The sequence below is a fragment of the Moorena sp. SIO4A5 genome (assembly GCF_010672005.1).
In the GTDB taxonomy this organism is placed as follows: domain Bacteria; phylum Cyanobacteriota; class Cyanobacteriia; order Cyanobacteriales; family Coleofasciculaceae; genus Moorena.
The window spans coordinates 44,351-69,506 of record NZ_JAAHHZ010000016.1; the positions used below are offsets into that span (position 1 = coordinate 44,351).

Consider the following 25,156-nt stretch of genomic DNA (forward strand, 5'->3'; position numbering starts at 1 on the left):
CTAACATGACAAGTCTCTATACTGACATTGATATCAATGTCCCAAAGCAGAAGGTTTGGCAAATTTTGTTCCATAAACAGCAGTGGAAGTACTGGAACACGTTTCTATTTGATTGTGACTCAAATTTACGGTTTGAGCAGGGCAAAGAAGTCTTTCTCTCGCTGCGACGGCTTCCCAATGAAGAAGAGACAGAATTTGAGCCATTGGTGACACAAGTTCAGCCTGGTGTGTGTCTAAGTTGGGTGTCTTCTATCCCTGGCTTTCGTAGTGAATGTGTATTTGATTTGCAAGAAATAGGAGTGGGTCGTACCAAATACTTCCACAAACACTCTTATTCAGGTATATTGTCTCGGGTGTTTCTACCCTTTATCCGAGAGGATGAGTTACGGGGTATTAAACGAATGGCATGGGAGTTGAAGCGTTATGCTGAGGGGTTTTAGAAGGTTAGTATGGCGCTAGCACACCCTTACTCCGGGTGAAGTGTTAAAGATGACACTGTAGACACTAACGACTTAACCACACCCGGAAGCACTGGTTTACCTGACAAGTAATCCCTTAGTAACTAATTCCTTAGTCAAGATAGCCCATAAGTTCATCTGTCCCTTCACTAACATTTGTAGCAATAGGACGATTTTGGGGTAATGGCTTTACGCTCAGCTGTTTCCTATCGATGTATCCTGAGGATCCAGTTCCTTTAGCAGTGAATTGGATTTCCTTGTCTTTATTGCTATCTGTGCTGCTCATATCCCTCCTGGGACTCCTTAATCAGAGTCAAAAATACCTTATTATATAGCTACATCTGGTCTAAGTTGACCAAGTTAGGCTTACAGTAAACAAAAACTACTGTCAAGGTTATACTATCACATTTGATAGCCGTTTGAAGCTATTGACAGCATCAGCTCTCTAGATTTTGGCCTCAACAATCATCATTCTGCCAGCAATAGTGAACCGATTCATCGGCCATAACCCAATAGTTAAGGCCAATAACCAATAACCATTAACTATTAACCATTAACTCTAATAAATCCTTAGCCTTGCTCTGGATTGTTCTATACTCCTTAAGGATTGGTTCTATTCCTTCTTCTTCCTTTTCCACATAATCATCTAAATCTCCAAATACTCTTTTTATTTCTTCATATATCAGAGTATATTTGAATTTAAGTTGCTCTTTAATATCTGATATCAACTTAGTTTTATCACTATCTAATTTTTTGCTAATCTTGCTAATGATCATTCTTTTTTTAAGATAAAGCGCTCCCCCGGAAACTAAAATCCCAACTCCGGCAAATGCAGCACCGATAATATCCAATATTACTATTTCTGTTATCGCCATAAATAGGCCAGCAATTACTGTTACTGCCGCTCCACCTAATACATTGGTGGCGACTCCACTAGCGTTAGATTTTAAAGTATTGATAAACTCAGCATCTTCAAGGAGTTTAGATGCTTTTTGCTTAACGTCTTCAAACACCTCATGACGGCGCTCAATAACTTGGATAGATAGATGGCTATTACTGGAATAATTCTGGATAGTATTTAAATCTTGTATTAACGAATCAATTAGGTTTTTAATATCCCCTAAAAAATGGTGTGTCCCCTCTTTTAAGGTTTCTTCTAACGACACTTGTAGCTCTGGTTCATACTTGGCCTTGATCTGATCGATCCAGGCTTGGATCGAGGCATTTTTATTAACGGTACCAACAACGGACTTATTGATTAGTTTAGGAAAGGTGAAACCAGCGCTAAAATCGGATTTTATTTGCTCAGCAACTAGATCATAGTTGGCGGCTAACTTATCCACCAGTTTACTAATCTCATCTTGAGACTTTTTTTCACCGACAGCTAGTTTAGTTTTGATTCGTTCTACTGATGATTTATCCAGCTCTAGTTGCCGTTGGATAGATTTTAATTCATGCTCTAATTCATCAATCACGTTTTGAGTGCGATCGCTAATTGATTTCAGTTTAATTTTATAAGTCTCCCCACCGGTAACCATATCATTAATAAATCCTCTCACTTCCCTAAACCCACTCCCCTCTTCATTCCCATTGTTTTCTAATTCCGCTGATGTCGCAAAAACTATAGGAGACTCAATATGTCGTTGACTAGCATAGTCTTTAACTCTCTGAGTATTTCGGCTTAATTCTTCTGGTTTAGTTAAATCAGACTGTTGAAGTATAAAGACTACTTTTTTACGCCATTGCTCACTAACATAATCCAGGAGTTCCCAAGCTGTTTTATGATAGGGATTCTTAGCGAAAAATACAAAAAACACTAAATCACTGTTAGGAATATAGTTTTCAGTAATCTCTTGGTGGTTGTCCAGAATCGTATTCGTTCCAGGAGTATCGACAATTGATAAAGTTTTCAAAATGTCAATCGGTAAACCAATTTTTCGTAACGTTGGGCTAATCTCCTTTTCAAAAGGCTCCTCTGAATAAACAATTTGTTGAATAACATCCGTACATGGCTCAACATCAGTTTTACAAATTTCTTCTTGAAGGAGGGCATTAATAAAGCTACTTTTCCCGGCTTTGACTTCTCCAACAATAACTAATAAAAACGGTTCATTACTATTTTTTTGTATCGTCCTGATTTTTGACTGTAATTCCGGTTTATTGATTTGACTAACAAATTTATGCAAATCTTGTAACAGGTCATCAATATCAAGTTGGTGGTTGTACAAGACTTGATCAATAATTTGATTGTTCATTAAAATTACTCCCCTAGAGTATACTATCCTACCTAAATTAGGACAAAATAATTATTAAATATAGCTATGGTAGATTAATTATAGTTATTTTCAAAGCATATCGCAAGGTAAAAACTCTGATCAGGTAAACATTCAACTCTCAGCTGTCAGGCATCAGCCCTTGATTAGTCATTAATCAGTAGTCATTGGTCATTTGTCTAATGCGTTCGCGAACGGAACATCGCATCTTAACAAGACTCAGCCGTCAGGGATTAGCCCTGAATATTATTTCACTCGATTCTAGTTTGCGTTCGCGAAGCGGCTCGTACCGAGCATTATGAATCGGGGGGTAGAGTCCCAATGTTGACGAGACCCGAATCCCCTCATATCGTTGTAAATTTTCTCGAAGTGCTGACGCAGTTGAGGAAGAATAACCTTTAAAATCTCTCTCACGGTAACTAACTGAAATTGACAAAATTTGCTTATTGTCTAAGTTTAATACCTCTTGGCTAGGTTTGTCTAAAGACCATTGCTCAGGACTGAGCCACTGATCCAGTATAATGAAATTAAGTCGAAATGGCATAGTGCTTGTAGATAGCAAGACTAATCATGGCAGCAACACACATACGCTTTGACTGGGCGATCAAAAAACAACTGCGGGATAAAGCTAATTATGTTGTCCTCGAAGGCTTTATCAGCGAATTACTCGGACAAGTGATTACCATTGAATCAATACTAGAAAGTGAAAGTAATCCTCAGACACAAGACAATAAACTAAACCGGGTGGATATTCTAGCTCTCAATAGTGCCGGGGAGTTATTGCTAGTGGAGGTTCAAAATAGTTCGGAAAATGATTACTTTCAGCGGATGTTATTTGGAGTTTCGACTCTGATTACCGAATATCTGGATAAAGGAGAGCCTTATAGTCAAGTCAAAAAGGTCTACTCCATTAATATAGTTTACTTTCCCCTCGGCCAAGGAGAAGATTACATATATCAGGGTAACTTAAATTTCATCGGACGTCATATCCAGGACAGATTAGAGCCATCAAATCTCCAGAAGGAGTTGTTCAAAATTGAGCAGGTGTACCAAATATTTCCGGAATATTACATCTTGAGAGTGAAACAGTTTAATGATGTGACTAGAAACAGTTTGGATGAATGGATATATTTCCTGAAAAATAGTGAAATCAAGGAGGAATTCCAAGCCAGGGGATTAGCCCAAGCCAAGGAAAACCTGAGGATTGAGAGTCTACCGAATACAGAAAAGGCAGCCTATCAGAAATATCTGGAAGATAAACGGTATGAAATTAGTATGCTGGAAGGGGCAGAGGCAGTGGGAGAATTAAGGGGCAGAGAAGAGGGCAGAAAAGAGGGCAGAGAAGAGGGCAGAAAAGAGGGCAGAGAAGAGGGCAGAAAAGAGGGCAGAGAGCAGGGCATAGAACAGGGCATAAAACAGGGCATAGAACAGGGCATAGAACAGGGCATAGAACAGGGCATAGAGCAGGGCATAGAACAGGGCATAGAGCAGGGCATAGAACAGGGCATTCAACAAGAACGTCGTGCTAGCTTGGAGCGAATACTTCAACTACGATTTGGAACGATTCCTTCAGAGATATCTGAAAAAATTCAAGGCTTAGATATCCAACAATTGGACAACTTGATGGCAACGGCATTAACAGCTAGTTCTTTAGATGAGTTTAGCAAAAATCTGCCGAATTAATGGCCAGGTGTTAAACTAGAAGTCTAAAGGAAATTAAGTCGAAATGGCATAGTGCTTGTAGATAGCAAGACTAATCATGGCAGCAACACACATACGCTTTGACTGGGCGATCAAAAAACAACTGCGGGATAAAGCTAATTATGTTGTCCTCGAAGGCTTTATCAGCGAATTACTCGGACAAGTGATTACCATTGAATCAATACTAGAAAGTGAAAGTAATCCTCAGACACAAGACAATAAACTAAACCGGGTGGATATTCTAGCTCTCAATAGTGCGGGAGAGTTATTGCTGGTGGAGGTGCAAAATAGTTCGGAAAATGATTACTTTCAGCGGATGTTATTTGGAGTCTCGACTCTGATTACCGAATATCTGGATAAAGGAGAGCCTTATAGTCAAATCAAAAAGGTCTACTCCATTAATATAGTTTACTTTCCCCTCGGCCAAGGACAAGATTACATTTATAAGGCGAAATTAGATTTCCGAGGACGTCATATCCAGGACAGATTAGAGCCATCAAATCTCCAAAAGGAGTTGTTCAAAATTGAGCAGGTGTACCAGATATTTCCGGAATATTACATCTTGAGAGTGAAACAGTTTGATGATGTGATCAGAAACAGTTTGGATGAATGGATATATTTCCTGAAAAATAGTGAAATCAAGGAGGAATTCCAAGCCAGGGGATTAGCCCAAGCCAAGGAAAACCTGAGGATTGAGAGTCTACCGAATACCGAAAAGGCAGCCTATCAGAAATATCTGGAAGATAAACGGTATGAAATTAGTATGCTGGAAGGGGCAGAGGCAGTGGGAGAGTTAAGGGGCAGAGAAGAGGGCATAAAAGAGGGCAGACAACAGGGGATATTAGAAGGCATTCAACAAGAACGTCGTGCTAACTTGGAGCGAATACTCCAACTACGATTTGGAACGATTCCTTCAGAGATATCTGGGAAAATCCAAGGTAATGATCTCCAACAACTGGACAACTTGATGGCAACAGCATTAACAGCTAATTCTTTAGATGAGTTTAGCCAACATCTGCCTTAACCATTGAACCTACCCTACGGGAACGCCAAGGGCGAACAACCTTTAACCCAACGATACAACAACTCCTAAACTTTCATTCCCAATCCTATCCACTGCTGACAAGGCATAGATTCCCGACTCTAGCGCTATCTCCAGCGTGGCTGAATTCAGGATTTTGTACAACCTCCAAACCCCATCTTGTTGTCGATAAAGGGTCCAATAACAAATTTCTCCATCACAAACTTTCTGCCAACTTAGCTTACCATCTCTTGCTCTGACATTACCTGGTGTCTTAGGTGGCTCAGTCTTTAACCACTCCATAGTAGGAACAACAGCAGGTTCAGAATATATAGAGCTTTTGAACTGGTCAACCACCTCTAAACGATTTTCTGTGAATACTTTCATGCTATAGAAAATATTTCCTAGGGAGAGTTGAGACACTAGATCGCGGCTAATTTCAACTTGTTCTTCATACTCAGAAATCGGCCACTCTTCTCCATCTAACTTACTGAGTCTATTCCCAGAATAAATGTGTCGATTTTTAGGATTATTTTCTGTCCACCATTGCAGTAAAACCGGATAACTTTGGGCAGGAGGCTCAATCCGCCAGTAAAGTTGAGGAGCAATATAATCGACCCAACCTTCTTCTAACCATTTTTTAGGGTCAGCATAGATAGCTTCATATTGATCTAATCCCTTAATTTGAGGAGGTTGTCCAGGACGATAAATTCCAAAAGGACTAATCCCAAATTTAACTGTTGGCTTAGTAGCTTTAATGCCAGTGTAGAGACGCTCAACTATCTTATTCACATTGTCCCTGCGCCAATCCCCCAAACTCAGTTCACCCCCAGCTTCCTGATAAGCTTCATAAGTTTTTTGATCAGGAAAATCTTGATCTTTGATAGGATAAGGATAGAAATAGTCATCCAGATGAATCCCATCGACATCATAACGACCCACTACATCCAGAATCACGTTATAAGTCCAGTCTTGAACTGTTTTTACTCCTGGATCCATCCACAATTGCTTACCGTATTGATACACATAGTTTGAATGGGTAACGCTGATGTGAGGCTTGACTTTTGTGGAAACTTGTGATCCTGTTGCAGCACGGAACGGATTAAACCAGGCGTGTAGTTCAATATTGCGATTGTGACATTCTGCGATCGCAAACTCCAGCGGGTCGTAAAATGGTTCTGGTGGTTGCCCTTGGGTACCTGTTAGCCATTCACTCCAAGGTTCTAATTCTGAGGCATATAAAGCATCTGCTGTAGGTCGTACCTGTAAAAACATAGCATTGAGGTTAAGTTCCTCAATCCGGTCAATAATCTCGATCAGTTCCTCTTGTTGGTTTTCAGCTGCTAGACCCTTTTCAGACGGCCAGTCAATGTTCCAGACACTGGCAACCCAAACTCCCCGAAACTCTCGCTGATGGCTAACCTCCCTAGTGGTTTGGAAAGCAACCGTGTATTTTGAGTTTAGGTCCGGCACCTGACCCAAATACGCCAAAGCTTGATAGATAAACGCTGCCACATCAGCACGAGTTGCCACTTGAGTGGGTCGCAGTCGCTTGGGATTGGGATAATTGACGATTATTTTAGCATCCGTAGCGGTGGCTATCCTGTCTCGGGCATAACCAGGAATTTTATCCACATCTTGATAGAGTTGGGGTAGCTCTATCTGTACATCCGATATCTCACTCAAGGGAAGGTTCAAGCCAGATGCGATCGCTACCAAGGCTTCCACTCGAACCAGATTAGTGTCTGGGCGGAAGCGATTACCAGGATAACCCGACATAAAGCCAGTTTCGTAAGCATATTGAATCGCCTCCAAAGCCCAGTGTTTCTGTGATACATCAATAAACTTCGGAGCAGATCGTTGTTTTTCGGGTTGGGAAAAAGCGTTTTTTAATATGGCAGCAAACTGAGATCGATTGATGGGTAGATTAGGTCGGAATCTGCCATCAGGGAAACCGCTAATCATTCCCTGATTGGCTAAACCTTCAATAAATGGCTTTGCCCAGTGATTTTCCGTATCAGGGAAGCCAGTTTTAGAAGCTACCATAGTTTTATTGCGAGGCATATTGGGGGCTTAACCGCAATTTTAGCCGCACCATTATAGCAAGTGGCAAATTAATATCAAGTTGCGTTTACAGATAGTAAATTCACCGATGGGGAGATGGTCAGAGGTCGTGATGGCAGGGAATAACTATATTGAATACATGAAAAGTCCCTAGATCAGACCGGATAAGTAATGAAGTGATCAGGGGTGATGGTAATAATTTGTGATTCAATAGTCTTTTGTCAGTTATCCCCTCATCCACTCATCCCCTCATCCGCTCATCTCCTCATCCGCTCATCCCTTGCTCTGGTGAAGCCATAGTTAAGCAATATCAGGGGGTTGATTGTTAGAATCTGACTTGGGTGCTGACCGGATTTGCTGTAGTTGACCTTGTATTAAATTTCGTAGGTCCTCTCGAGAGACCTCTGAACCAACCGCTAAATTACCAGGTGTATCAAAGAAAACAGTACTAGTGACGGTGTCGATTGCCAACATCTGAAACAAAATGTGAGTGACTGGCACCCCGCACGCCATAAGTTGAGGATCCCAATCAGAATGAAAATTGGCAGCATCTTGAACAGTCGGAAAAGCATAAATAACATTTTTCTCCAGATCAGGGTTAGCACGATTACTCAGTGTCGTCAACACCCAACCTTGGTCAAGATTTTGGAGAATGTAATATTCCAGATGGTTTAGTTGTTCCGCCAGAAGTTTGAGTACTGGAGCGATCGCTTCAATCGCTTGAGGCGTCGTTCCATCTTGTGGAGCATTATCAATCAAATTGTTAATTTGTTCGTCTAATTCCATAGGAGCTATAGGGTGAGGAATTTGGCTGCACATAGTCTAAACCTAAATCAAATTTGTCGAGAGTACCTGTATGTTAGGGTCGTTATTGAATGAAAATCATGATGAGGGAAGTCTGCCTGGGCGTGGAAGGACTATTTGAACTGCTGTATAACGAACTCCGGCAGTCCACTCGTGCTTCTAAGCAAAACTGCCAGGACGTAGCAAGACGTATCGCTGATGAAGTTAATCGTATTTGCAATGAAAGTAATCGGATTCAAACCTCTGGGGATGTGGACAGCTGGGCTCAAAACCTCGCTAACCATCGTCTCAAGCAAGTTTGTCATTACTACAAACTGGGGTCGCTCCAAGGAAGGGTAGAACTACAGAGTACTCTTAGTGCGATTATCTACCGCTACATTACACCCCATCAAACGCCGACCAGTTACCAGGCGCGGCTGAATATGATTGAAGATTTCTTACAGGGATTCTATGCCGAAGCCTTAAATGCCTTTCGGCGGGAAACCTCCCTGGAGGAAACCTATCGTCCCCGCAGTCTCCTGGAACTATCAGAATATATGGCGTTTACAGAGCGCTATGGTAAACGACGTATTCCTTTACCCGGTCGCCGTTCCCAACAGTTGGTCATTCTACGTGCTCAAACCTTTTCCCAACAGCAACCTCCAGAAACCTCTGTGGATATGGATACAGCAGCGGAAGGAGCAGCACAGGAGTCAGATGCGACTTGGAATGATGCGGCGATCCAGCAGGTGCGGGAGGCAATGGTATTATCAGACTCTGAACCCCTAGACTCCAGCCTGCGGGAAACTGTAATCAAAGAATTATTCGCCTATCTCAAAGAACGCCAGCAACAGGATTGTGCGGATTACTTTACTCTGCGGCTGAAAGACCTGCCAACCAGGGAAATTGAGGAGATTTTAGGCATCAATCCCAGACAGCGGGACTATTTACAACAACGGTTTAAGTATCATCTGATTCGGTTTGCTCTGTCTCACCGCTGGGAATTGGTACATCAGTGGCTGGGAGCAGATTTGGATCGAAATCTGGGGCTAACACCAAAAGAATGGCAACGATTTCAACAAAAACTGAGCTCCCAACAGTCAGAATTACTTAAACTCAAACAACAAGGTTACTCCAATGAACAAATTTCTAAGACCTTGGGTTGTACACTAAACCAGGCACAGAAGCGATGGTTTAAGTTGCTCGAAATTGCCTGGGATATTCGTAATAGTTCAGTATCCGGATCCGGTAGATCTAAAGATGAATAGTGACATAGATAACAATATGGACGCTTTCTATAGCCGCTTAATGGCTTGGCTAAAAGAGTCCCGTCCCGCTGCTTCAATACCATCAAACGGTCAAGTAAACGATACTGTACCTCTGGGTGAGACAACAGCAGCGGATTTTGACTTTGATGTATATCCCCTGGATTTATCAGAATCACTGGACTTGGAAAACTTGAACATTGTCCCTAATCACAATGGCGAAGCGGCTTTAGACCGCATGTGGGTGAATTCACTAGAATCGAACACCCATGATGACCTTACACTAGGCGGTGAAATCCGCCGCTACAACTTGGGAGAGATGTCAACCGTGCAAAATCGTTTCCAGACGCTATTGAAGCGCAAACTACAAGCTCAAATTGAACTTAACCCACCTCTGTTTCCTTGGGAGACAGAAATTTCAGACTATGAAACTGATATTGTTGACGCAATAGCGGAGTCTTGGGTTTCCGGAGTTAGGTTTTGGATGCCACAGTTGTCTAACTTGGCCTTACCAACTGCCATACCAGAAAACGTTTTATCTCAATTGCTAGAAGCCTGCTCTGAGGCAGTGTCTTCCCAGTATCAGCTAGGAGCTAAACTGGTTAGGGCAGTTCAAAAGCTGTTTCCTGACGAATTCTATGCCCTTAACTCCTGGAGTGGCAGGATCTTGATGACACCTACCCGTTCTCCAGAAGAACAACTGCAATCCCTACCTTACGAAGAAGCTAACAATGAGCAAAAGATGGTCTTGGCTCTGTTAGCAGCTAAGGAAATTCTTACCACCCTCACCATTCCAGTTTCACCAAATCAAACTCCTGTGGAGCGCCAGTGGGAGACTAGTGCTGGTTTAGTAACTCTGCGAGCAGAATATCATCAAGAAGATGGTGTGTCTCAGCTACGGGTCAGCACTCGTTTGCCTAGAGGTGGTAGCTTGACTCTAGGTACACCTCAAGCCTCGGCAAAAGCAGAACGTACCTATCCAGGTTACCTGAGTGTAGAATCCTATGATTTACAACCCAATCAGATTTGTTCTATCGAGATTCGCTTCGATCATGGAGAACAGAAACCTTTGACCTTTGCAATCTGCCCGACAAATTAGTCAGAATACTTGCAGGTTAACAGGTTGCAGGTTAACAGGTTAGTAGGTTGCAGGTTAACAGGTTAACAGGTTGCAGGTTAACAGGTTGCAGGTTAACAGGTTGCAGGTTAACAGGTTGCAGGTTAACAGGTTAACAGGTTGCAGGTTAACAGGTTGCAGGTTAACAGGTTGCAGGTTAACAGGTTGCAGGTTAACAGGTTGCAGGTTAACAGGTTGCAGGTTAACAGGTTGAAGGTTAACAGGTTAACAGGTTGCAGGTTAACAGGTTGCAGGTTAACAGGTTAACAGGTTGCAGGTTAACAGGTTGCAGGTTAACAGATTAACAGGTTGCAGATTATAACCTTGGCCAATAGGCCACGCTACGCGAACAACATTCCAACCTTCAACATTCCAACCTTCAACATTCCAACCTTCAACATTCCAACCTTCAACATTCCAACCTTCAACATTCCAACCTTCAACATTCCAACCTTCAACAGTCCAACCTTCAACAGTCCAACCTTCAACATTCCAACCTTCAACATTCCAACCTTCAACATTCCAACCTTTAACATTCCAAGCTTGACATATAACCTCGGAGCGCATCTACCATGGTGAGTCAGTTTTGGCAGCGTCTTGAGGCCAAGCCATTGCCTCCTACAGAGGAGTCGATTTCGTTAAGGGTGTTGGTGCAGGCACTGGTAGTAGTAGGAATTGTGGCTGTTGATGTGGCCGCATCTACCTTCTGGAGTCTTTGGGCAGTACCCTTAAGTATTGTGGGAGCAACCTGGAGTTGGTATCGTCGTCGCCAACGTAACATTGCTCTGAAATTATTGCTGGCATTGGGGATGTTGCTGGCATTGGGAGCCTTTTTGGGCAATGTGTTCAGTCAGCTCAATGATACCCGCTTGGCTCTGGCTCAGTTGTTAGTTCAGCTGCAAATTCTCCATAGCTTTGACTTGCCCCGCCGCAAGGATTTGGGCTATTCGATGGTAATTGGGCTAATCCTGTTGGGGGTCGCTGGTACTGTGAGTCAGACTCTGGCGTTTGCCCCTCTGTTGTTAGTATTTTTAGCGATCGCATTACCGGTTCTTGTCCTGGATTACCAGTCACGCTTGGGTATATCTACGGCTAAAAAAAGTAAAAAATTATACGGTTTTACTCCCAACTACTCACCCATACCCCTAAAGCGTCTCATTTTATTTATTGGTGTAATTATAGCGCTAGGGTTAACCATTTTTGCTCTGATGCCTCGTTTCCCTGGCTATCAAATCCAGATGTATCCCGTCAGTGCTCCTGGGGAAATGGCAAACCGGAGATTTGATTCACAAAATAGGTTAATTGTTAACCCTGGCTATGTGAGCGAAGGGAAACAGCAAGGGGAAAATGGTAGTGGTGGCTCTCAAAACGCTACGGGTGCTGGTGAGTTGGATCAGACATTTTACTATGGCTTTAATAGCAAGATTAACCAGAATCTGCGGGGAGAACTGAAACCTAAGGTAGTGATGCGGGTGCGTTCTCAAGCACCGGGATTTTGGCGAGTGCTAGCGTTTGACCACTACACGGGTCAGGGTTGGGAAATTTCTCGGGATAATCAAGTCCAGAAAATAACTCGACCAAGCTGGTCCTATCGCTTCCAACTCTTACCTGCCTTGATCACAGGTCAAACCAAAAAGGTAATTCAAACCTACACAGCTGTATCAGAACTGCCGAATCTGATTCCCGCTTTGGCCTATCCGAAGGAATTGTTCTTTCCGTCGCGGGAAATCGGTATTGGACCAGAAGGCAGTTTGCGATCGCCTTTAGGTTTATTAGAAGGACTGACCTATACCGTAATATCAGAAGTTCCATTTCGCGATCGCACTAAGTTGCAGCAAGCTGGGGATAACTACCCCAAGTCGATTCAAAACTACTATCTGGATATTCCCCCCCAAATTGCAGTGAGGGTCAGGCAACGTACTGAAGAACTCCTAGCCACTTCAGAGAAACCTATAACCTCTTCCTATGAAAAAGCCTTGTATCTAGCCCAGGCGGTTAAGCAGCGTTATCGCCTCCCCCAAGACCCCTCACAATTCCCTTTTTTAGAAGAAAATCAAGATTTGGTGGAAGCCTTTCTCTTCAAGTATCAAGGTGGTTATCCTGACCACTTCTCCACCACCCTCACGATTATGCTCCGTTCCATAGGCATCCCAGCCCGATTAGTGGCTGGATTTGGCACTGGCGAATTTAACCCCTTTACCGGGTTTTACATCGTCCGCAATACCGATGCCTATGCCATGACTGAGGTTTATTTCCCTAAATACGGTTGGTTTGCCTTTGACCCCATCCCAGGTCATGAATTGCTGCCCCCCTCCGTTGAGCAATATCAAACCTTTAGTGTCTTGCGCCAGTTTTGGCAGTGGGTAGCAGGTTGGCTCCCCTCACCAATCACTGGTTTACTGAGCAACCTATGGCATTTCACTATTGGTACCATTATCCGAGTATTTGTTGGATTGTGGAAGATGGTATCTAGTGGTTGGTTAGGTATGTTGAGCGGCTTGATATTAGCGATCGCATTTGGTTTTCTGAGCTGGCTAGGTTGGCATCAGTGGAAAAACTGGCGCTATCGTTTCTGGTTGGCAACATTGCCACCAATGGAACAGATTTACCAGCAAATGATCAAGATTTTAGCAACCAAAGGGTATGTCAAACATCCGACTCAAACTCCCCTAGAGTACGCTAGCCGTATAGGTCAAGACCAGCCTAAAGCATCCGCTGAGGTCATTGAGCAGATTTCCCATGCTTATATCCGTTGGCGTTATGGAGGTCACAGACCTAATATTAAACAACTGCGGCGGCGACTGAAGCAGTTTAGCAAAAATAGGTTTAAGGTTTAAAGTTAAAGGTTGAATGTTGAATGTTTAAAGTTTAAAGTTAAAGGTTTAAACTTTAAAAGTTGTTCGCGTAGCGTGGCCTATTGGCTAAGGTTTAAAGTTTAAAGGTTGTTCGCCCCGTATTCGGTGTAGGGTTGAAGGTTGCTTGAAGGTCAACAGTTAACAGTCAACGGTCAACGGTCAACGGTCAACAAACAGACTTTTCCTTTAATGGGGTTCATCTAAAGTATTTATATAATGACTGTTCTTCTACCTGCTGTTGTTTCGGTCGGTTTAATTATCCTGATTGGATTTATTGCTGGTCGCACGTTATCTCTGGACAAGCAAACTCTTTCTCAGGTATCTCTTTATATTCTCGTACCAGCGTTGATAGCAGACAGCTTGTATCGGACAACTCTGTCTACCGAAAGCACCATTGGTTTAGTCGCTGGGTTGATCATTACCGCTGTGTTGCTTTACCTACTGAGTTGGGGATTAGGCAAACTGTTGAAATTACCACCAGTTGTCCAAAAAAGCTTTATGGTTGCTGCTATTTTTCCCAATGCTGGAAACCTGGGGCTTCCTCTCAATTCCTTTGCCTTTGGTACACCGGGTTTAGAACGCGCTATAGTATACATGATCACAGCTGCCTTGTTGATGTTTGCCATTTGTCCAGCCTTGCTTAAAGGGGGTAGCATTAGTTCTGGAGTGCGCTTAACCCTAAAACTACCGCTACTCTGGGCAATGCTGGCAGGATTAACCTGGCGTTTATTGCGCTTAAAACTGCCTTTAGGGCTAGATAAGGGTATTCACCAGTTGGGTATGGCAGCAATCCCTATCGATTTAATTGTGTTGGGGATACAATTGTCCCGCACCCCTTTGGTGATAGGACGGTATGAGGTGCTCGCTACTACCTTGCGTTTGTTGGTAGCTCCGCTAATTGCCCATACCGTTGGTCAAGCATTGGGACTGGAGGGATTAAATTTACAGGTGTTGGTGTTACAAAGTGCCATGCCTGTAGCAATTAGTACGGTAGTTTTGGTCACTGAGTTTGGGGGAGATCCTCCCTTAGTAGCACGGACAGTGGTTTTGTCTACCTTAGTGAGTTTCCTTTCTCTTCCCCTAGTTTTGTGGGCGACTACTTAGTTAGTATGTATCTATCGATAAGAGCTAAACTAGAGAATTAACGGACATAGAACTGTAAAAGATTTAACAGGATCAGTAATTATCTGGATTACTAAAGCCAGGTTAATTTGCCATGGTTAGATACAGAGATTATTTCTCTGACCATCATGCTTGAACTAGCGCTTTCAGCAATTAAAAGCAGTCATGAATACTCAACTTGCCAGTCCACCTGCTCAACACGACAGTTTAAATATCCCTACTCCCTGGGGGGGCGCTTGTCGCCCCCCCCAGCCTCAAGGGGTAATAAATCTACTAACAACTCCCTGACCCATTAGCAGCGTTTTTAAGCATTTAGGCAATTTTTAAACAGGGTGCATTATATTTTCGGAGTAATATCAGGATGCATTTAACTATTATAAAAATTACCTGTTATCAGGTAAATATAGCTGATATGATACCCAAATTAAATTTGCTTATAAGGTGTTTTAAAATTCAATTTTTTTGCCAAACCAAAACCAAGTATGATCTTGAATTGATTAGCCACACTATTATCTAGTAAACCGAAACAAAAAATAACTTGGATGATCAGCAGAACAGTAGAACTACTAGTTCGTTTTGTTTGGCAATAGATGAATATTTTTTTTTATTTTGGGCAATCCTGAAGATACTCACGCTGCGCATATCAACCATGCTCTGACTAAGGCTGGAGGCAAGACAAACTATCTCGACACTTCTCTGTTTCCTACTAAATTACGACTATCTTGGCAGCCACACACTAAAGATGGACTTCTCACCCTATCCGATGGCTATCAATTACGTCTAAGAGATATTCGTAGCATCTTTTGGCGTAATTTTTCTGGAGTTCAAATTCCCCCAATCAAAAATATATTACAGCAGAGAGTTGCTTTTAATGATGCTATGAGTCCCCTAATAACGTTGATGCAAGGAAACTCAATTCACTGGGTTAAATCATGGCAAGCTTATGAATTTGATAAGGAAAAACCTCTACAATTGAGCAAAGCTGAACAAATGGGTGTAACGATTACCCATACTCTAATTAGTAATGATCCAGAGGCTATAATTAAATTTAGGAAGTCTTGTGACCAAGTGATTTTTAAGCCAGTCTATGGTGGTGCTCATGTCCAGTTTTTAACAGAAAAACATCTACAACCAGAACGACTAAACTTAGCCCTGCGGCTTTCTCCTGTTACTATACAGGAGTATATCCCTGGCACAAATATTCGCACCTATGTAATTGGGGACTCGATGTATTCGGCAGAAATTCGCTCCAAGTCGCTCTACTTTCGAGAAGATATCGATGCTCAATTGATTCCGGTCAGGCTGCCAAAGACCGTGCAAGAGCAGTGCAAAGCTATCACTAGAGCGTTTTGGCTCCAGTGGACGGCGATTTGGCGTTTAAAGCCAAATGGTGAATACGTGTTTCTTGAAGCTAACCCCAGTCCGATGTTTTTACACTTTGAGCAACAAACTGGTTTCCCTATCACCCAAGAATTAGTTAATCTTCTGATGAGTGATATCAATTGAGTCCTGAGTCGGAAAGTGCAGAGTTCCGACTCAACAGTAAACAGTCAACAGTTAAAAGTTAATAGTCAACAGTTAACAGTCAACGGTTAACAACATTAGTATTAGACTTACAAGCTAAGGTGTGAAAACCATTCATGACATGAACCGTTGGAGTATCGGGCATGGGTATTGTGTACCAATCATTCTCCGATTCTTCTCGGCTGATTATACTACCCTGGGAATCGTATTGTTCAAAACGCAATGTACGTATGGAACGCTCAGGGCAATTAACTTGAACCGTGATAATGGCAGAATACACTCCTGGTTCGAGAGGATTACCAAATACTATCCTACTATCAAAGGAGTGAATGGGATTGCCCATTTCATCAGTAGTGCTGACCAAAGAATCGATATCGAAGTAGTGGATATTGCCTGTCTGAGCATTTGACATGACTCTGACCCAACGCCTTGGTTTTGTCTGAGCTATAGCAGTCTGAGACAGGTAAGCGATCGCAGATAAGATTAACAGAAATTTCCCCATAGAATTTACCAATAGTAGTATTAAACTATTTACTATCAATTTATTATCAACGGTGACAGCTCGGGAAGCTGCCACTGTGTTATAGTAAATAGTAAACTCTAGCAGGATTTATTTAACTGTTTCCGAAACAACCAGGCAAGCCCTATCATTCCTAAGGAGGCAGAAGACGCTGGTTCTGGTACAGACTCAGACTCAGACTTCTCTTGGGACTTCAGTAATGCTATCGTAGATTCCGCTAAGATCTGATGGCTAGCTGTCGTTGGGTGGATGCTATCCCAGAATACAAACTCGTCTGGATTAGCACAAGCAATAAACGTTGTTTCATCTAAGCACCCTTCCGTCACATTCGTGAAACCAAAGTTTCCAGGATTGGTCAAAATCTGATTAAATAGGTTATTGGCATCGAAGGATATCAGGTTAATGTCAGCTAAGGATTGGCTCAAAAGGTTAAGGGTGGAGTCCAACAGAGAGTTATGTTGGTCGGTCAAATCCGTGAGGCCAGTCGATAATACACTATCTAGTCTCAGTGATAGAGGTATCTTTCCCAAATCTGGTAAGTTAAGCACTAGGAAATTGCGAGCACCAAAGTTATACAGGGAGTTCACTGCTGTCTGTATATTGCCCACGACCTGAGTAGGATTAGGAGGGTCCGCACTCTGGTAATCATTGGCACCCGACCACAGAATATAGAGGGCGTTGGGGTCACCGATCTGATCAGATACAATCAGGTCATTGGTAAACCCTGCCACTTGCGTGAGTAATCCCGGTAACAACGCCCCGAATTCACCAAGGCCAGCTAATCCGGCTTGAGAACCACCAAAAGCAAAGTTTACGCTTTGATTAGTCGTCGCACCATTGAAGAAAAAACTCACCCGAGGGCCATCGGGAGTGATAGTGATTGGAGAAAGTATCGGCGATTCCGGTAATACCACGGACAAGTCAGCAGATCGCTTCACCTCTATGTCTAGAGCATCTGCTAGATAATCTACCCAGATAGGACCATTGCTAAAACGTCCCTGAAAGTAGGGTGGACTCTGGGGGATGATGGGAATGGTGGGATTTACCTGATTCCCTGCCTTACTGATATTGAACACATTGCCAGGATCCGATAGGCTATCACCAAACACATAAAGATTACTAAAATCTAAATCATATGCCCTAGCTTCAGAGGGCAACATTAAAGAGAATAGAGAAAATCCGAAGGCCGTAATTGCGTTTTTCATCGTTGATTGTCTGTGATTGTGCCTAGCCGTTTCAAGCCAAAACTAAAAACCTACAGACATAGAGTACTGCTTTGGGTGACTCTCGTTATTAAGATATTGCAAAATTTTTGGGTTATAGTATAAATAAACAATAAAGTATTAAAATAAATTTAATCAGCCTAGATATGGTATCATGTCCGGAAACATCGCTCTTGTAAAGCATGGGTAATTGATAATTGGTAATGGGGAATTGGTAAGTAGTGTGATTACTACCAAGCTATTCCCTATTCACCCTTACCGATTCCTAAAACAAACAACAACAAAGAATACTACCGAAACAACCGGACACGATCTGAAAGGTTAGTCGCTTTTAAAAAAAATACGGTTATGGCATTTAGATACTCTACCAGTGGTGCTACATCAGTCATTTCCAGAAGAGTAGCTGAAAAACATTCTACTTATTCTCCTAGCAAGAATGAACTCCATGATGTCCAGGAGCCGATTATCACTGCTCCCCTAGAAGTGCGCCGAATTATAGAGCGAGTCTTGCAGGCAGAAAAGGATAAACTCTATATGAAAACTCCCCGTAATATTAATGATGATATCCTGAAAATTGTCAAGGAAGAAGTTCAGTCAATAACCCCATCCTCTTAGGTTGGGGCTTGGGTAGACGACCAACTGTCCGTGTTTGACTAGACCATTGAGCCGAATTTTGGTACGAACATCCGGATGCTTCCCCAGTCCGGATCTCTTCAAAACTGTGTCGTCAGTTGCTGTTAGACAGGACATCTTAGATTCGGTGGTCGTTCGCGTAGCGTGGCCTACGGCCAGGGGACGGGTAATCAACCCAAATACTTTTCTCGTGAGGTTTATCACCATGCTACGAGTTCCAGTTATTTCACCTGATGGCAAACCATTGATGCCTACAAAAGCCTCTCGTGCTCGGCGTTGGCTTAATCAAGGTTTAGCTGTTATTTACCAAAACGATCTAAATGTTTTTGCTGTTCAGTTAGTCAACCAACCGTCTGGAGAACAAACTCAGGACATTGCTATTGGGATTGATCCTGGAAAAATGTTTTCTGGTATTGCTGTTCAGTCAAATAATGCCACTCTTTGGACAGGGCATTTAGTGTTGCCGTACAACAAAGTCCGCGTGCGCATGGATACTCGACAAATGATGCGAAAAACTCGTAGAAGCCGTCGAATAAACCGCAAGGTACCTTACTCGCAAAGGTCTCATAAACAAAAACGATTCTCAAATAGAGTAAGCAAAAAGGTACCTCCTTCAATTCGAGCAAACCGCCAGTTAGAGCAAAGAGTAGCCAAAGAACTTAGTCTTTTGTACCCAGTAAAAGTCATCGTTTATGAAATAGTCAAGGCTAGGGGAAACAAGGGTTTTTCTCCTGTTATGGTAGGCCAATATTGGTCAATATCTCAGCTAGAAAAAATAGCCCCAGTCACTCAAAAAAAAGGCTGGGAGACTGCTCTAAAAAGGGAAGCGTTAGGACTAGTCAAGGACAAAACCGACAAAAGTCGGCAGTCAGTCAACACTCATGCGGTAGATGGGATAGCTTTAGCTGCTACTCAATTCTTCCGGCGCAATAATTACTATCACAGTAAAGGCAAATTGAGTGTTCCAGAAAACTGCAATATAACTAACACTTTACTCTTTGTTATTAGACGTGCTCCTATAAGTCGTCGTCAATTACACCTGTTGCAATTTTCTAAAGGTGGAAAACGGCGCAAATATGGTGGAACAACTACTAGTCATGGTTTTCGCAAAGGAGATTATGTTGAAGCTGTTAAAGCCGGAAAAGTAACCCGTGGTTGGGTGAGCGGCGGAACAGCAAAACAGGTTTCCGTTAGCGATATCGATTGGAAGCGGATAGGACAATTCACTGCCCGCAAAGTCCGACTCCTAAAACGTTCAACGGGCTTAATTGTAAACCACTAATTGGAGGCGCGGCTTTCGTACCCACCCTGTAGAGGGATGGGGACGAAAGCCGCGAAGACTTATGAAGCTGCTATCGATTCAGCTATGTAATTTTCGTCAGTTTTATGGTAAGACTCCCGTGATTGTGTTAGCTAGTGGCGAGCGAAACACTACGATTATTCATGGGAATAATGGTGCTGGTAAGACTACCATCCTGAATGCTTTTTCGTGGGTACTCTATGAGAGATTTAGTGCTGCTTTTGCTTCAGAAGACCAACTGCTGAATAAGCGAGCTCTTGCTGAAGCTCAGTTCAATAAACCAGTAGACTGTTGGGTAGAAGTAGCATTTGAACACAATAATAAACGCTACCAAGTCAAACGTCTATGTCGTACTTACAAAACTGAGGTAGGAGTCGAGCAAGGTAACACAGAATTGTATCTCCAAATCGCTGGAGATGATGGACGCTGGTTATTGCCTCAACAACTACCTGAGGATATTATTGGTCAAATTTTACCAGCTAGTTTGCACCAATACTTCTTTTTTGATGGAGAACGAATTGAACAACTGGTACGCTCCGATAAAAAGTCAGAAGTTGCGGAAGCAACCAAGACCTTGCTAGGGGTAGAAGTTTTAAATCGCTCCATTAAACATTTAAGGGAAGCGAAAAAAACCTTAGACTATGAATTATCTTTAATTGGTGACTCTGAAACTAAGCAATTGCTTAAACAACAGCGAAAATCGGAAAAGAAGAGCCAGAGTCTAATCAAGCGTCAAAGGGAAATCAAGCAGGAGTTAGAGGATCAAGATGAGCTAAAGAAGACAATTGGTCAACGGTTATTAGAACTCGGTGGCGCTCAGGAGTTACAACAGCTGCGGGATGAACTAGAAGCTAGAGAAAAGTTAATTAGAGAACAGCTAAAACAAAGTCAACATATTTTGAAACGAGCTATATCAACTCGTGGCTATACCGTGCTGCTCTCAGAGGTAAGCTCAACTTTTCAAGAAATTGTCAAAGATTTAATCACCGAAAGAGGGGAATTACCTGTTGGAATTAAGCGGCAATTTGTTGGGGATTTACTTAAACACAAGCGCTGTATCTGTGGTGTAGAATTAACTGAGGGAACTCATGCTCATCAGCAAGTAGCAGCCTGGATGGATAAAGCCGGAATGGCTGAAGTGGAAGAAACCGCAATAAGGATGGGTTCCCAGGTTGATGAAATTAACCAACAGGTGCCTGAGTTTTGGCAGGATGTTGACCAACAACAAGATACTATTGCTCAGGGAAGAACTGAGCTTTCTAGAATTGAGACCCAACTAGATGATATCAAGAAAAAGTTACGTAACTTTCCCGATGAGGATATCAGTCTGCTCCAACAACAATTAGATGAGATAGATACTAGGATTCGGGAGCTAACTCTAGAACAAGGAGGGAATCAACAACAACTTGAACAGTTGGATACAGACATTGACTTAAAGGATAAGCAGATTGCTAAGCACAAAATGAATGAAAGTAAGCAGGCGTTGATACAGCGACGGATTGCTGCTGCTCAAGATTCTATTGAACGGTTAATTGAAGTGAGGGAACGTTTGGAAACTCAGTTTCGTACTTCTTTGGAGAAGCGGGTCCAGGAGATATTTATCTCAATTTCTTTTACACCCTATATCCCTAAGTTGAGTGATAAGTATGAGTTAACCTTAGTAGAAAGTACTCTTGGAGAAGAAAATCTAGTTGCTGCGTCTACGGGAGAAAATCAGATTCTAAGTTTATCCTTTATCGGCGGAATTATTGACCGAGTTAGGGATTGGAGTCAAGAGCATTCTCTGATGGGACCTGATAGTAGTACTTTTCCTATTGTAATGGATTCTCCCTTTGGAAGCTTGGATGAAATCTATCGTCGGCGAATTGCTAATATCTTACCTAGACTGGCGAATCAATTAGTAGTTTTAGTGACTCAGACTCAGTGGCGAGGAGAAGTGGCTGATGAGATACTTCCTTTTCTTGGTAAAGAGTATGTGTTGACTTACAATTCTCCTAAGTCTGATTGTGAAGAAGATGTTATTGAGCTAGCTGGAAATCGTTATGATTTGGTAAGGCGTAGTCCAAATCAGTTTGAATATACTGAGATTGTCGAGGTCGATAATGATAGCTAGTTTGTTGAAGCTTCATGGTTTATTACCCAAGTAAGTGGGGAGTTTAGCGTGAATTAGACTGTGCTTTAAGGTGATACCGTTTTTTTTAACTAATTCTCCCTCTACCTATTTGGTATTATTCCGGTAATCCTTAAGCCAGTATTCTAAAGAGATAATTTTTGCTACCTGACAAACTAATGTTGATGCTACCATAATTAGTTACTATTTTGTTATTCTACAAGCTGAGTGCGATGCTCTTTCAGAGCCGCTACGCGAACGCATCTAGTAATCCCATCTAGTAATCCCATCTAGTAATCCGATTTTTTTTTGGCAACAATACTCCCCTTAACAATACGTCAAATTTATGAGTTATGAATCCTGACTCCCTATCTCTACTCCCTACTTTCTACTCCCTACTCCCATTAACCCATCACTTTCTCCCTAAACCGATAAAAAACATCTGTATATAGATATAAATCAAATCTATATAGTTAATACAATGTCTTACAGTGAATTTACTCTAGATACACTCAAAAATAAATTTAACCTATCGATTCAAGAACGAGTTAATTTATTTGAATCAGTTGAACCAGTTACTCCTAGCCCTTTATTAAACGAGATTTTGGAAGAAAACCTTCCTCTAGGATTGGAAATCGATACCGAAAAAGCCCGCTCTGAATTGATTGTTTCTCCTATTTTAGTTGAAATTCGCAAGCAATTTAACCGTAAAATTAGCCTTTTCTCTGGGACAGAGTTTACTATTGATAAGAGTAAAGGGCTAAACGGTAGGTGTGATTTTATCATTAGTCATTCTCCTGAACAGTTGGATGTTACTGCTCCCATTGCTATTCTAGTTGAAGCAAAAAACGATAACCTTAAATCCGCTATCCCTCAGTGTATTGCTGAAATGGTTGCTGCTCAAATTTTTAATGATCACAAAAATAATCCTATTCCGTTTATCTATGGTGGAGTAACAACTGGCAGCCTCTGGAAATTTATGAAATTGGTCAAAAATTCGGTTTATATTGAGTCAGAAGAACACTTTATTGGTAATTTAGAGGCTCTGCTCGGTATTCTGTCACAGATTATTAATAGCACTCGCCCTCAATCTCTTGCTGAAACCTAGTGATAATTCTGGGATAGTGGCCAGAAAAATCGGGAAGTATAGCGCTACGCGCAAGTCAGAAGTTAGAAGTCAGAAGTCAAAAGTAAGCTATGACTAAGTTTCGGAGTTTATGAATGTCAAACATCTGAATGCGTAGTGCTATATAATATAATAGAGACTAAATCAAGGGGTAAGCAATAATATTATTGGTTTCAGTAGTGTTTTGGTTATTGTTATGATTATCAATATTGTTAATAGTTATGATTTGGTATTGAGATGTTGATGCTCCTTCTGGAGAATAGTGTGAATTGTCACAAGTAGTCAATATTATTGAAGTGACTAGGGTTGAGGGTTACCTTGCTGCTTATGTTGAAGAATATAAGGGGTAAATTGTGCTATAATATTGTAAGTTTTAACATCATCTCACGTAAAACAAAGAACATAAGCTGATAGCTGACGGCTGAATGCTTACAATAGCACTAGATACCCTACTCATTGCACAATAGAATAGTTATTTGCTATATCCTCTACTATGCCCATTGTCCTAACCGATACCAAAAACTTACTCTGTGACCTAATTGCTCAATATGGCTCCCGCGTCGATTACTTAGCCATTCGCTTAGAAGAAGCCGAAGGAACTAGCATTTTATTACGGGGTGACAAGATAGAAACCCTGAGTGAAGGTCTGTCTATCGGTGGACAAGTAAGGGCATGTTATAATGGAGGATGGGGTTTTTCGAGTTTTAACCAGCTTAGCGCTATTAAAGAACGAGTCGAAGATGCGATCGCAGCAGCTAGGATTGTGGGTAATCAAGAAACCACCCTTGCTCCCATTGAACCAATACAGGATGTTTGTAAGTTACCCCTGACTGGTACAGACCCTAGGGAAATTCCCTTGGCGCAGAAGAAAGCATTATGCGATCGCTACAATCAAATTCTCAGAAGTTATGACAATAGCATTGCTACTACTTCTGTCCGGTATGGGGATATTAACCAACGCATCATCATTGCTACTTCCGAAGGTACCTTGATAGAGCAGTCTTGGGCAGATCTGGAAATGCGTTTTGCTGCTACTGCTCGTAATGGCGATAGTGTCCAAACTGGTAGAGAAACTATTGGCTCTCGCCAAGGCTATGAAGACCTAACCAATCTTGATCAACAAGTCCATGGAGCAGCTCAACGTGCTGTCGATGCTCTATCCTTACCACCAGTTACAGGTGGTAATTATACAGTAGTTATCGACCCCATTCTGACTGGTTTGTTTGTCCACGAAGCCTTTGGACACCTTTCTGAAGCCGACATGGCTTCAGAAAATCCTGACTTACTAGAAGTGATGAGTATAGGGCGTCGTTTTGGCCCAAAAGAATTACAAATCTTTGATGGAGCTGCTCCCCAAGGACACCGGGGTAGCTATTTCTACGATGATGAAGGCACTCCAGCCACTACCACTCAGTTGATTAAAGATGGTGTATTAGTTGGACGTCTTCACTCCCGTGAAACTGCTGGTAGATTAGGGGAAACTCCTACTGGTAATGCTCGTTGTCTCAATTACCACTATCCCCCGATTGTTCGGATGACTAATACTTGGATAGGACCTGGAGCTACTCCAGTAGCACAGTTGTTCGATGATATCACAGTAGGAGTTTATGCTCGCAATTGGCTAGGAGGTATGACTAATGGCGAAATGTTTACCTTTAGCGCTGGAGAAGCTTGGATGATTCGCAATGGTCAAATTGCTGAACCTGTGCGAGATGTCACCCTTTCTGGTAACGTGTTCAAGACCTTAGCTGATATTGAAGCTATTGGTGATGATTTCTATTGGGATGAATCCGGTGGCTGTGGTAAAGGTGGACAAAGTGGCTTAGCTGTAGGCTGTGCAGGACCAAGTTTAAGGATTCGGAATGTGGTAGTTGGTGGAGAAGTTGAAGGTTGAAGGTTTGAAGGTTGTTCGCGTAGCGTGGCCAAAGGCCAAGGTTTGGAGGTTGAAGGTTGGAGGTTTGGAGGTTGAAGGTTGGAGGTTGAAGGTTGGAGGTTGAAAAACAAAGGAGTAATGGCTAATCGAGCATTAGTAACAGTCGAAAACTATTCTCCAAAGTCCCA

At 42.2% G+C, this 25,156-nt stretch carries 24 protein-coding genes and 1 pseudogene; 17 read left to right on the plus strand and 8 right to left on the minus strand.

Going from position 1 to position 25,156, the window contains the following annotated elements; translation table 11 throughout:
• Positions 1-5 precede the first annotated feature (5 nt).
• Positions 6-440 (plus strand): SRPBCC domain-containing protein, encoded by a 435-nt coding sequence (locus F6K57_RS08245; RefSeq protein ID WP_293020691.1) that lies wholly within the window; start codon positions 6-8, stop codon positions 438-440.
• Between the two features lie 130 nt (positions 441-570).
• Here the strand turns inward: F6K57_RS08245 and F6K57_RS08250 are convergent, their stop codons facing one another.
• The 3 genes from F6K57_RS08250 to F6K57_RS08260 all read right to left on the minus strand — a co-directional run bounded on the left by F6K57_RS08250 (position 571) and on the right by F6K57_RS08260 (position 3,275).
• The gene (locus tag F6K57_RS08250; protein ID WP_293066432.1) at positions 571-744 is read right to left on the minus strand and encodes a hypothetical protein; all 174 of its coding nucleotides are present in this window, start codon (positions 742-744) and stop codon (positions 571-573) included.
• Between the two features lie 253 nt (positions 745-997).
• Positions 998-2,713, minus strand: coding sequence for a dynamin family protein (locus F6K57_RS08255; protein WP_293028180.1), 1,716 nt, complete (start codon positions 2,711-2,713; stop codon positions 998-1,000).
• Positions 2,714-2,957: 244 nt separating this feature from the next.
• Complete coding sequence (locus F6K57_RS08260; protein ID WP_293028184.1) at positions 2,958-3,275, minus strand: hypothetical protein; 318 nt, start codon at positions 3,273-3,275, stop codon at positions 2,958-2,960.
• Between the two features lie 26 nt (positions 3,276-3,301).
• Between F6K57_RS08260 and F6K57_RS08265 the strand changes: the two genes are divergently transcribed.
• Both F6K57_RS08265 and F6K57_RS08270 read left to right on the plus strand, forming a co-directional pair.
• Positions 3,302-4,414 carry a PD-(D/E)XK nuclease family transposase gene (locus tag F6K57_RS08265; protein ID WP_293066435.1) on the plus strand — a complete coding sequence of 371 codons (1,113 nt, stop codon included), beginning with the start codon at positions 3,302-3,304 and terminating at the stop codon, positions 4,412-4,414.
• A gap of 76 nt (positions 4,415-4,490) precedes the next feature.
• A complete protein-coding gene (locus tag F6K57_RS08270; RefSeq protein WP_293028192.1) occupies positions 4,491-5,456 on the plus strand; it encodes an Rpn family recombination-promoting nuclease/putative transposase in 966 nt (321 codons plus the stop codon).
• A gap of 42 nt (positions 5,457-5,498) precedes the next feature.
• On the opposite strand, the gene F6K57_RS08275 is transcribed toward F6K57_RS08270, so the two are convergent.
• Positions 5,499-7,499 (minus strand): family 10 glycosylhydrolase, encoded by a 2,001-nt coding sequence (locus tag F6K57_RS08275; RefSeq protein ID WP_293028197.1) that lies wholly within the window; start codon positions 7,497-7,499, stop codon positions 5,499-5,501.
• Positions 7,500-7,817: 318 nt separating this feature from the next.
• Positions 7,818-8,303: a hypothetical protein gene (locus tag F6K57_RS08280; RefSeq protein WP_293028202.1), complete on the minus strand. Its 486-nt coding sequence runs from the start codon at positions 8,301-8,303 to the stop codon at positions 7,818-7,820.
• Between the two features lie 101 nt (positions 8,304-8,404).
• On the opposite strand from F6K57_RS08280, the gene hetZ reads away from it, so the two are divergent.
• The 8 genes and pseudogenes from hetZ (at position 8,405) to F6K57_RS08310 (ending at position 16,165) form a co-directional block, all read left to right on the plus strand.
• Positions 8,405-9,568 (plus strand): heterocyst differentiation protein HetZ, encoded by a 1,164-nt coding sequence (gene hetZ, locus F6K57_RS08285; RefSeq protein WP_293028231.1) that lies wholly within the window; start codon positions 8,405-8,407, stop codon positions 9,566-9,568.
• Complete coding sequence (locus tag F6K57_RS08290; RefSeq protein ID WP_293028205.1) at positions 9,561-10,664, plus strand: hypothetical protein; 1,104 nt, start codon at positions 9,561-9,563, stop codon at positions 10,662-10,664. Before hetZ ends, F6K57_RS08290 begins: the two co-directional genes overlap by 8 nt.
• 47 nt (positions 10,665-10,711) lie before the next feature.
• Positions 10,712-10,798, plus strand: coding sequence for a pentapeptide repeat-containing protein (locus tag F6K57_RS41890; RefSeq protein ID WP_364301912.1), 87 nt, complete (start codon positions 10,712-10,714; stop codon positions 10,796-10,798).
• Entirely contained in the window at positions 10,780-10,896 is a 117-nt protein-coding gene (locus F6K57_RS41895) for a pentapeptide repeat-containing protein (RefSeq protein ID WP_364301915.1), read from the plus strand. Before F6K57_RS41890 ends, F6K57_RS41895 begins: the two co-directional genes overlap by 19 nt.
• A 190-nt stretch (positions 10,897-11,086) precedes the next feature.
• Positions 11,087-11,215, plus strand: a pseudogene (locus tag F6K57_RS41900) (pentapeptide repeat-containing protein); the annotation flags it as partial.
• 39 nt (positions 11,216-11,254) lie between these two features.
• Positions 11,255-13,519 carry a DUF4129 domain-containing transglutaminase family protein gene (locus F6K57_RS08300; protein WP_293066442.1) on the plus strand — a complete coding sequence of 755 codons (2,265 nt, stop codon included), beginning with the start codon at positions 11,255-11,257 and terminating at the stop codon, positions 13,517-13,519.
• 234 nt (positions 13,520-13,753) lie between these two features.
• A complete protein-coding gene (locus F6K57_RS08305) occupies positions 13,754-14,641 on the plus strand; it encodes an AEC family transporter (protein ID WP_293066445.1) in 888 nt (295 codons plus the stop codon).
• Between the two features lie 627 nt (positions 14,642-15,268).
• Positions 15,269-16,165, plus strand: a complete 897-nt coding sequence (locus F6K57_RS08310; protein ID WP_293066448.1) for a hypothetical protein — start codon at positions 15,269-15,271, stop codon at positions 16,163-16,165.
• Positions 16,166-16,244: 79 nt separating this feature from the next.
• Here F6K57_RS08310 and F6K57_RS08315 read toward each other — a convergent pair whose 3' ends face one another.
• Together F6K57_RS08315 and F6K57_RS08320 are read right to left on the minus strand one after the other, a co-directional pair.
• Positions 16,245-16,685: a surface-adhesin E family protein gene (locus tag F6K57_RS08315; RefSeq protein ID WP_293040484.1), complete on the minus strand. Its 441-nt coding sequence runs from the start codon at positions 16,683-16,685 to the stop codon at positions 16,245-16,247.
• Positions 16,686-16,783: 98 nt separating this feature from the next.
• The gene (locus F6K57_RS08320) at positions 16,784-17,908 is read right to left on the minus strand and encodes an SGNH/GDSL hydrolase family protein (protein WP_293066451.1); all 1,125 of its coding nucleotides are present in this window, start codon (positions 17,906-17,908) and stop codon (positions 16,784-16,786) included.
• Positions 17,909-18,116: 208 nt separating this feature from the next.
• Between F6K57_RS08320 and F6K57_RS08325 the strand changes: the two genes are divergently transcribed.
• Together F6K57_RS08325 and F6K57_RS08330 are read left to right on the plus strand one after the other, a co-directional pair.
• Entirely contained in the window at positions 18,117-18,251 is a 135-nt protein-coding gene (locus F6K57_RS08325) for a hypothetical protein (protein WP_293066454.1), read from the plus strand.
• A gap of 23 nt (positions 18,252-18,274) precedes the next feature.
• A complete protein-coding gene (locus tag F6K57_RS08330) occupies positions 18,275-18,541 on the plus strand; it encodes a hypothetical protein (protein WP_293020310.1) in 267 nt (88 codons plus the stop codon).
• Here the strand turns inward: F6K57_RS08330 and F6K57_RS08335 are convergent.
• Positions 18,521-18,766, minus strand: coding sequence for a hypothetical protein (locus F6K57_RS08335; protein WP_293020312.1), 246 nt, complete (start codon positions 18,764-18,766; stop codon positions 18,521-18,523). The two genes, F6K57_RS08330 and F6K57_RS08335, sit on opposite strands and share 21 nt — an antisense overlap.
• On the opposite strand from F6K57_RS08335, the gene F6K57_RS08340 reads away from it, so the two are divergent.
• The 4 genes from F6K57_RS08340 to F6K57_RS08355 all read left to right on the plus strand — a co-directional run bounded on the left by F6K57_RS08340 (position 18,765) and on the right by F6K57_RS08355 (position 24,989).
• Positions 18,765-19,841, plus strand: coding sequence for an RRXRR domain-containing protein (locus tag F6K57_RS08340; protein ID WP_293020314.1), 1,077 nt, complete (start codon positions 18,765-18,767; stop codon positions 19,839-19,841). The two genes, F6K57_RS08335 and F6K57_RS08340, sit on opposite strands and share 2 nt — an antisense overlap.
• 61 nt (positions 19,842-19,902) lie before the next feature.
• Positions 19,903-21,972, plus strand: a complete 2,070-nt coding sequence (locus F6K57_RS08345; protein WP_293020316.1) for an AAA family ATPase — start codon at positions 19,903-19,905, stop codon at positions 21,970-21,972.
• Positions 21,973-22,450: 478 nt separating this feature from the next.
• On the plus strand, positions 22,451-23,077 hold the full coding sequence (locus F6K57_RS08350) for a hypothetical protein (protein ID WP_293066458.1): 627 nt from the start codon (positions 22,451-22,453) through the stop codon (positions 23,075-23,077).
• A gap of 511 nt (positions 23,078-23,588) precedes the next feature.
• Positions 23,589-24,989 carry a TldD/PmbA family protein gene (locus F6K57_RS08355; protein ID WP_293066461.1) on the plus strand — a complete coding sequence of 467 codons (1,401 nt, stop codon included), beginning with the start codon at positions 23,589-23,591 and terminating at the stop codon, positions 24,987-24,989.
• The last annotated feature ends 167 nt before the right edge of the window (positions 24,990-25,156 follow it).

What these genes read in the sequence shown, in the direction of transcription:
- F6K57_RS08245 (WP_293020691.1), top strand. Translation starts at nt 6, where the DNA reads ATGACAAGTCTCTATACTGACATTGATATCAATGTCCCAAAGCAGAAG.
- F6K57_RS08250 (WP_293066432.1), bottom strand. Translation starts at nt 744, where the DNA reads ATGAGCAGCACAGATAGCAATAAAGACAAGGAAATCCAATTCACTGCT.
- F6K57_RS08255 (WP_293028180.1), bottom strand. Translation starts at nt 2,713, where the DNA reads ATGAACAATCAAATTATTGATCAAGTCTTGTACAACCACCAACTTGAT.
- F6K57_RS08260 (WP_293028184.1), bottom strand. Translation starts at nt 3,275, where the DNA reads ATGCCATTTCGACTTAATTTCATTATACTGGATCAGTGGCTCAGTCCT.
- F6K57_RS08265 (WP_293066435.1), top strand. Translation starts at nt 3,302, where the DNA reads ATGGCAGCAACACACATACGCTTTGACTGGGCGATCAAAAAACAACTG.
- F6K57_RS08270 (WP_293028192.1), top strand. Translation starts at nt 4,491, where the DNA reads ATGGCAGCAACACACATACGCTTTGACTGGGCGATCAAAAAACAACTG.
- F6K57_RS08275 (WP_293028197.1), bottom strand. Translation starts at nt 7,499, where the DNA reads ATGGTAGCTTCTAAAACTGGCTTCCCTGATACGGAAAATCACTGGGCA.
- F6K57_RS08280 (WP_293028202.1), bottom strand. Translation starts at nt 8,303, where the DNA reads ATGGAATTAGACGAACAAATTAACAATTTGATTGATAATGCTCCACAA.
- hetZ (WP_293028231.1), top strand. Translation starts at nt 8,405, where the DNA reads ATGAGGGAAGTCTGCCTGGGCGTGGAAGGACTATTTGAACTGCTGTAT.
- F6K57_RS08290 (WP_293028205.1), top strand. Translation starts at nt 9,561, where the DNA reads ATGAATAGTGACATAGATAACAATATGGACGCTTTCTATAGCCGCTTA.
- F6K57_RS08300 (WP_293066442.1), top strand. Translation starts at nt 11,255, where the DNA reads ATGGTGAGTCAGTTTTGGCAGCGTCTTGAGGCCAAGCCATTGCCTCCT.
- F6K57_RS08305 (WP_293066445.1), top strand. Translation starts at nt 13,754, where the DNA reads ATGACTGTTCTTCTACCTGCTGTTGTTTCGGTCGGTTTAATTATCCTG.
- F6K57_RS08315 (WP_293040484.1), bottom strand. Translation starts at nt 16,685, where the DNA reads ATGGGGAAATTTCTGTTAATCTTATCTGCGATCGCTTACCTGTCTCAG.
- F6K57_RS08320 (WP_293066451.1), bottom strand. Translation starts at nt 17,908, where the DNA reads ATGAAAAACGCAATTACGGCCTTCGGATTTTCTCTATTCTCTTTAATG.
- F6K57_RS08330 (WP_293020310.1), top strand. Translation starts at nt 18,275, where the DNA reads ATGGCATTTAGATACTCTACCAGTGGTGCTACATCAGTCATTTCCAGA.
- F6K57_RS08340 (WP_293020314.1), top strand. Translation starts at nt 18,765, where the DNA reads ATGCTACGAGTTCCAGTTATTTCACCTGATGGCAAACCATTGATGCCT.
- F6K57_RS08335 (WP_293020312.1), bottom strand. Translation starts at nt 18,766, where the DNA reads ATGGTGATAAACCTCACGAGAAAAGTATTTGGGTTGATTACCCGTCCC.
- F6K57_RS08345 (WP_293020316.1), top strand. Translation starts at nt 19,903, where the DNA reads ATGAAGCTGCTATCGATTCAGCTATGTAATTTTCGTCAGTTTTATGGT.
- F6K57_RS08350 (WP_293066458.1), top strand. Translation starts at nt 22,451, where the DNA reads ATGTCTTACAGTGAATTTACTCTAGATACACTCAAAAATAAATTTAAC.
- F6K57_RS08355 (WP_293066461.1), top strand. Translation starts at nt 23,589, where the DNA reads ATGCCCATTGTCCTAACCGATACCAAAAACTTACTCTGTGACCTAATT.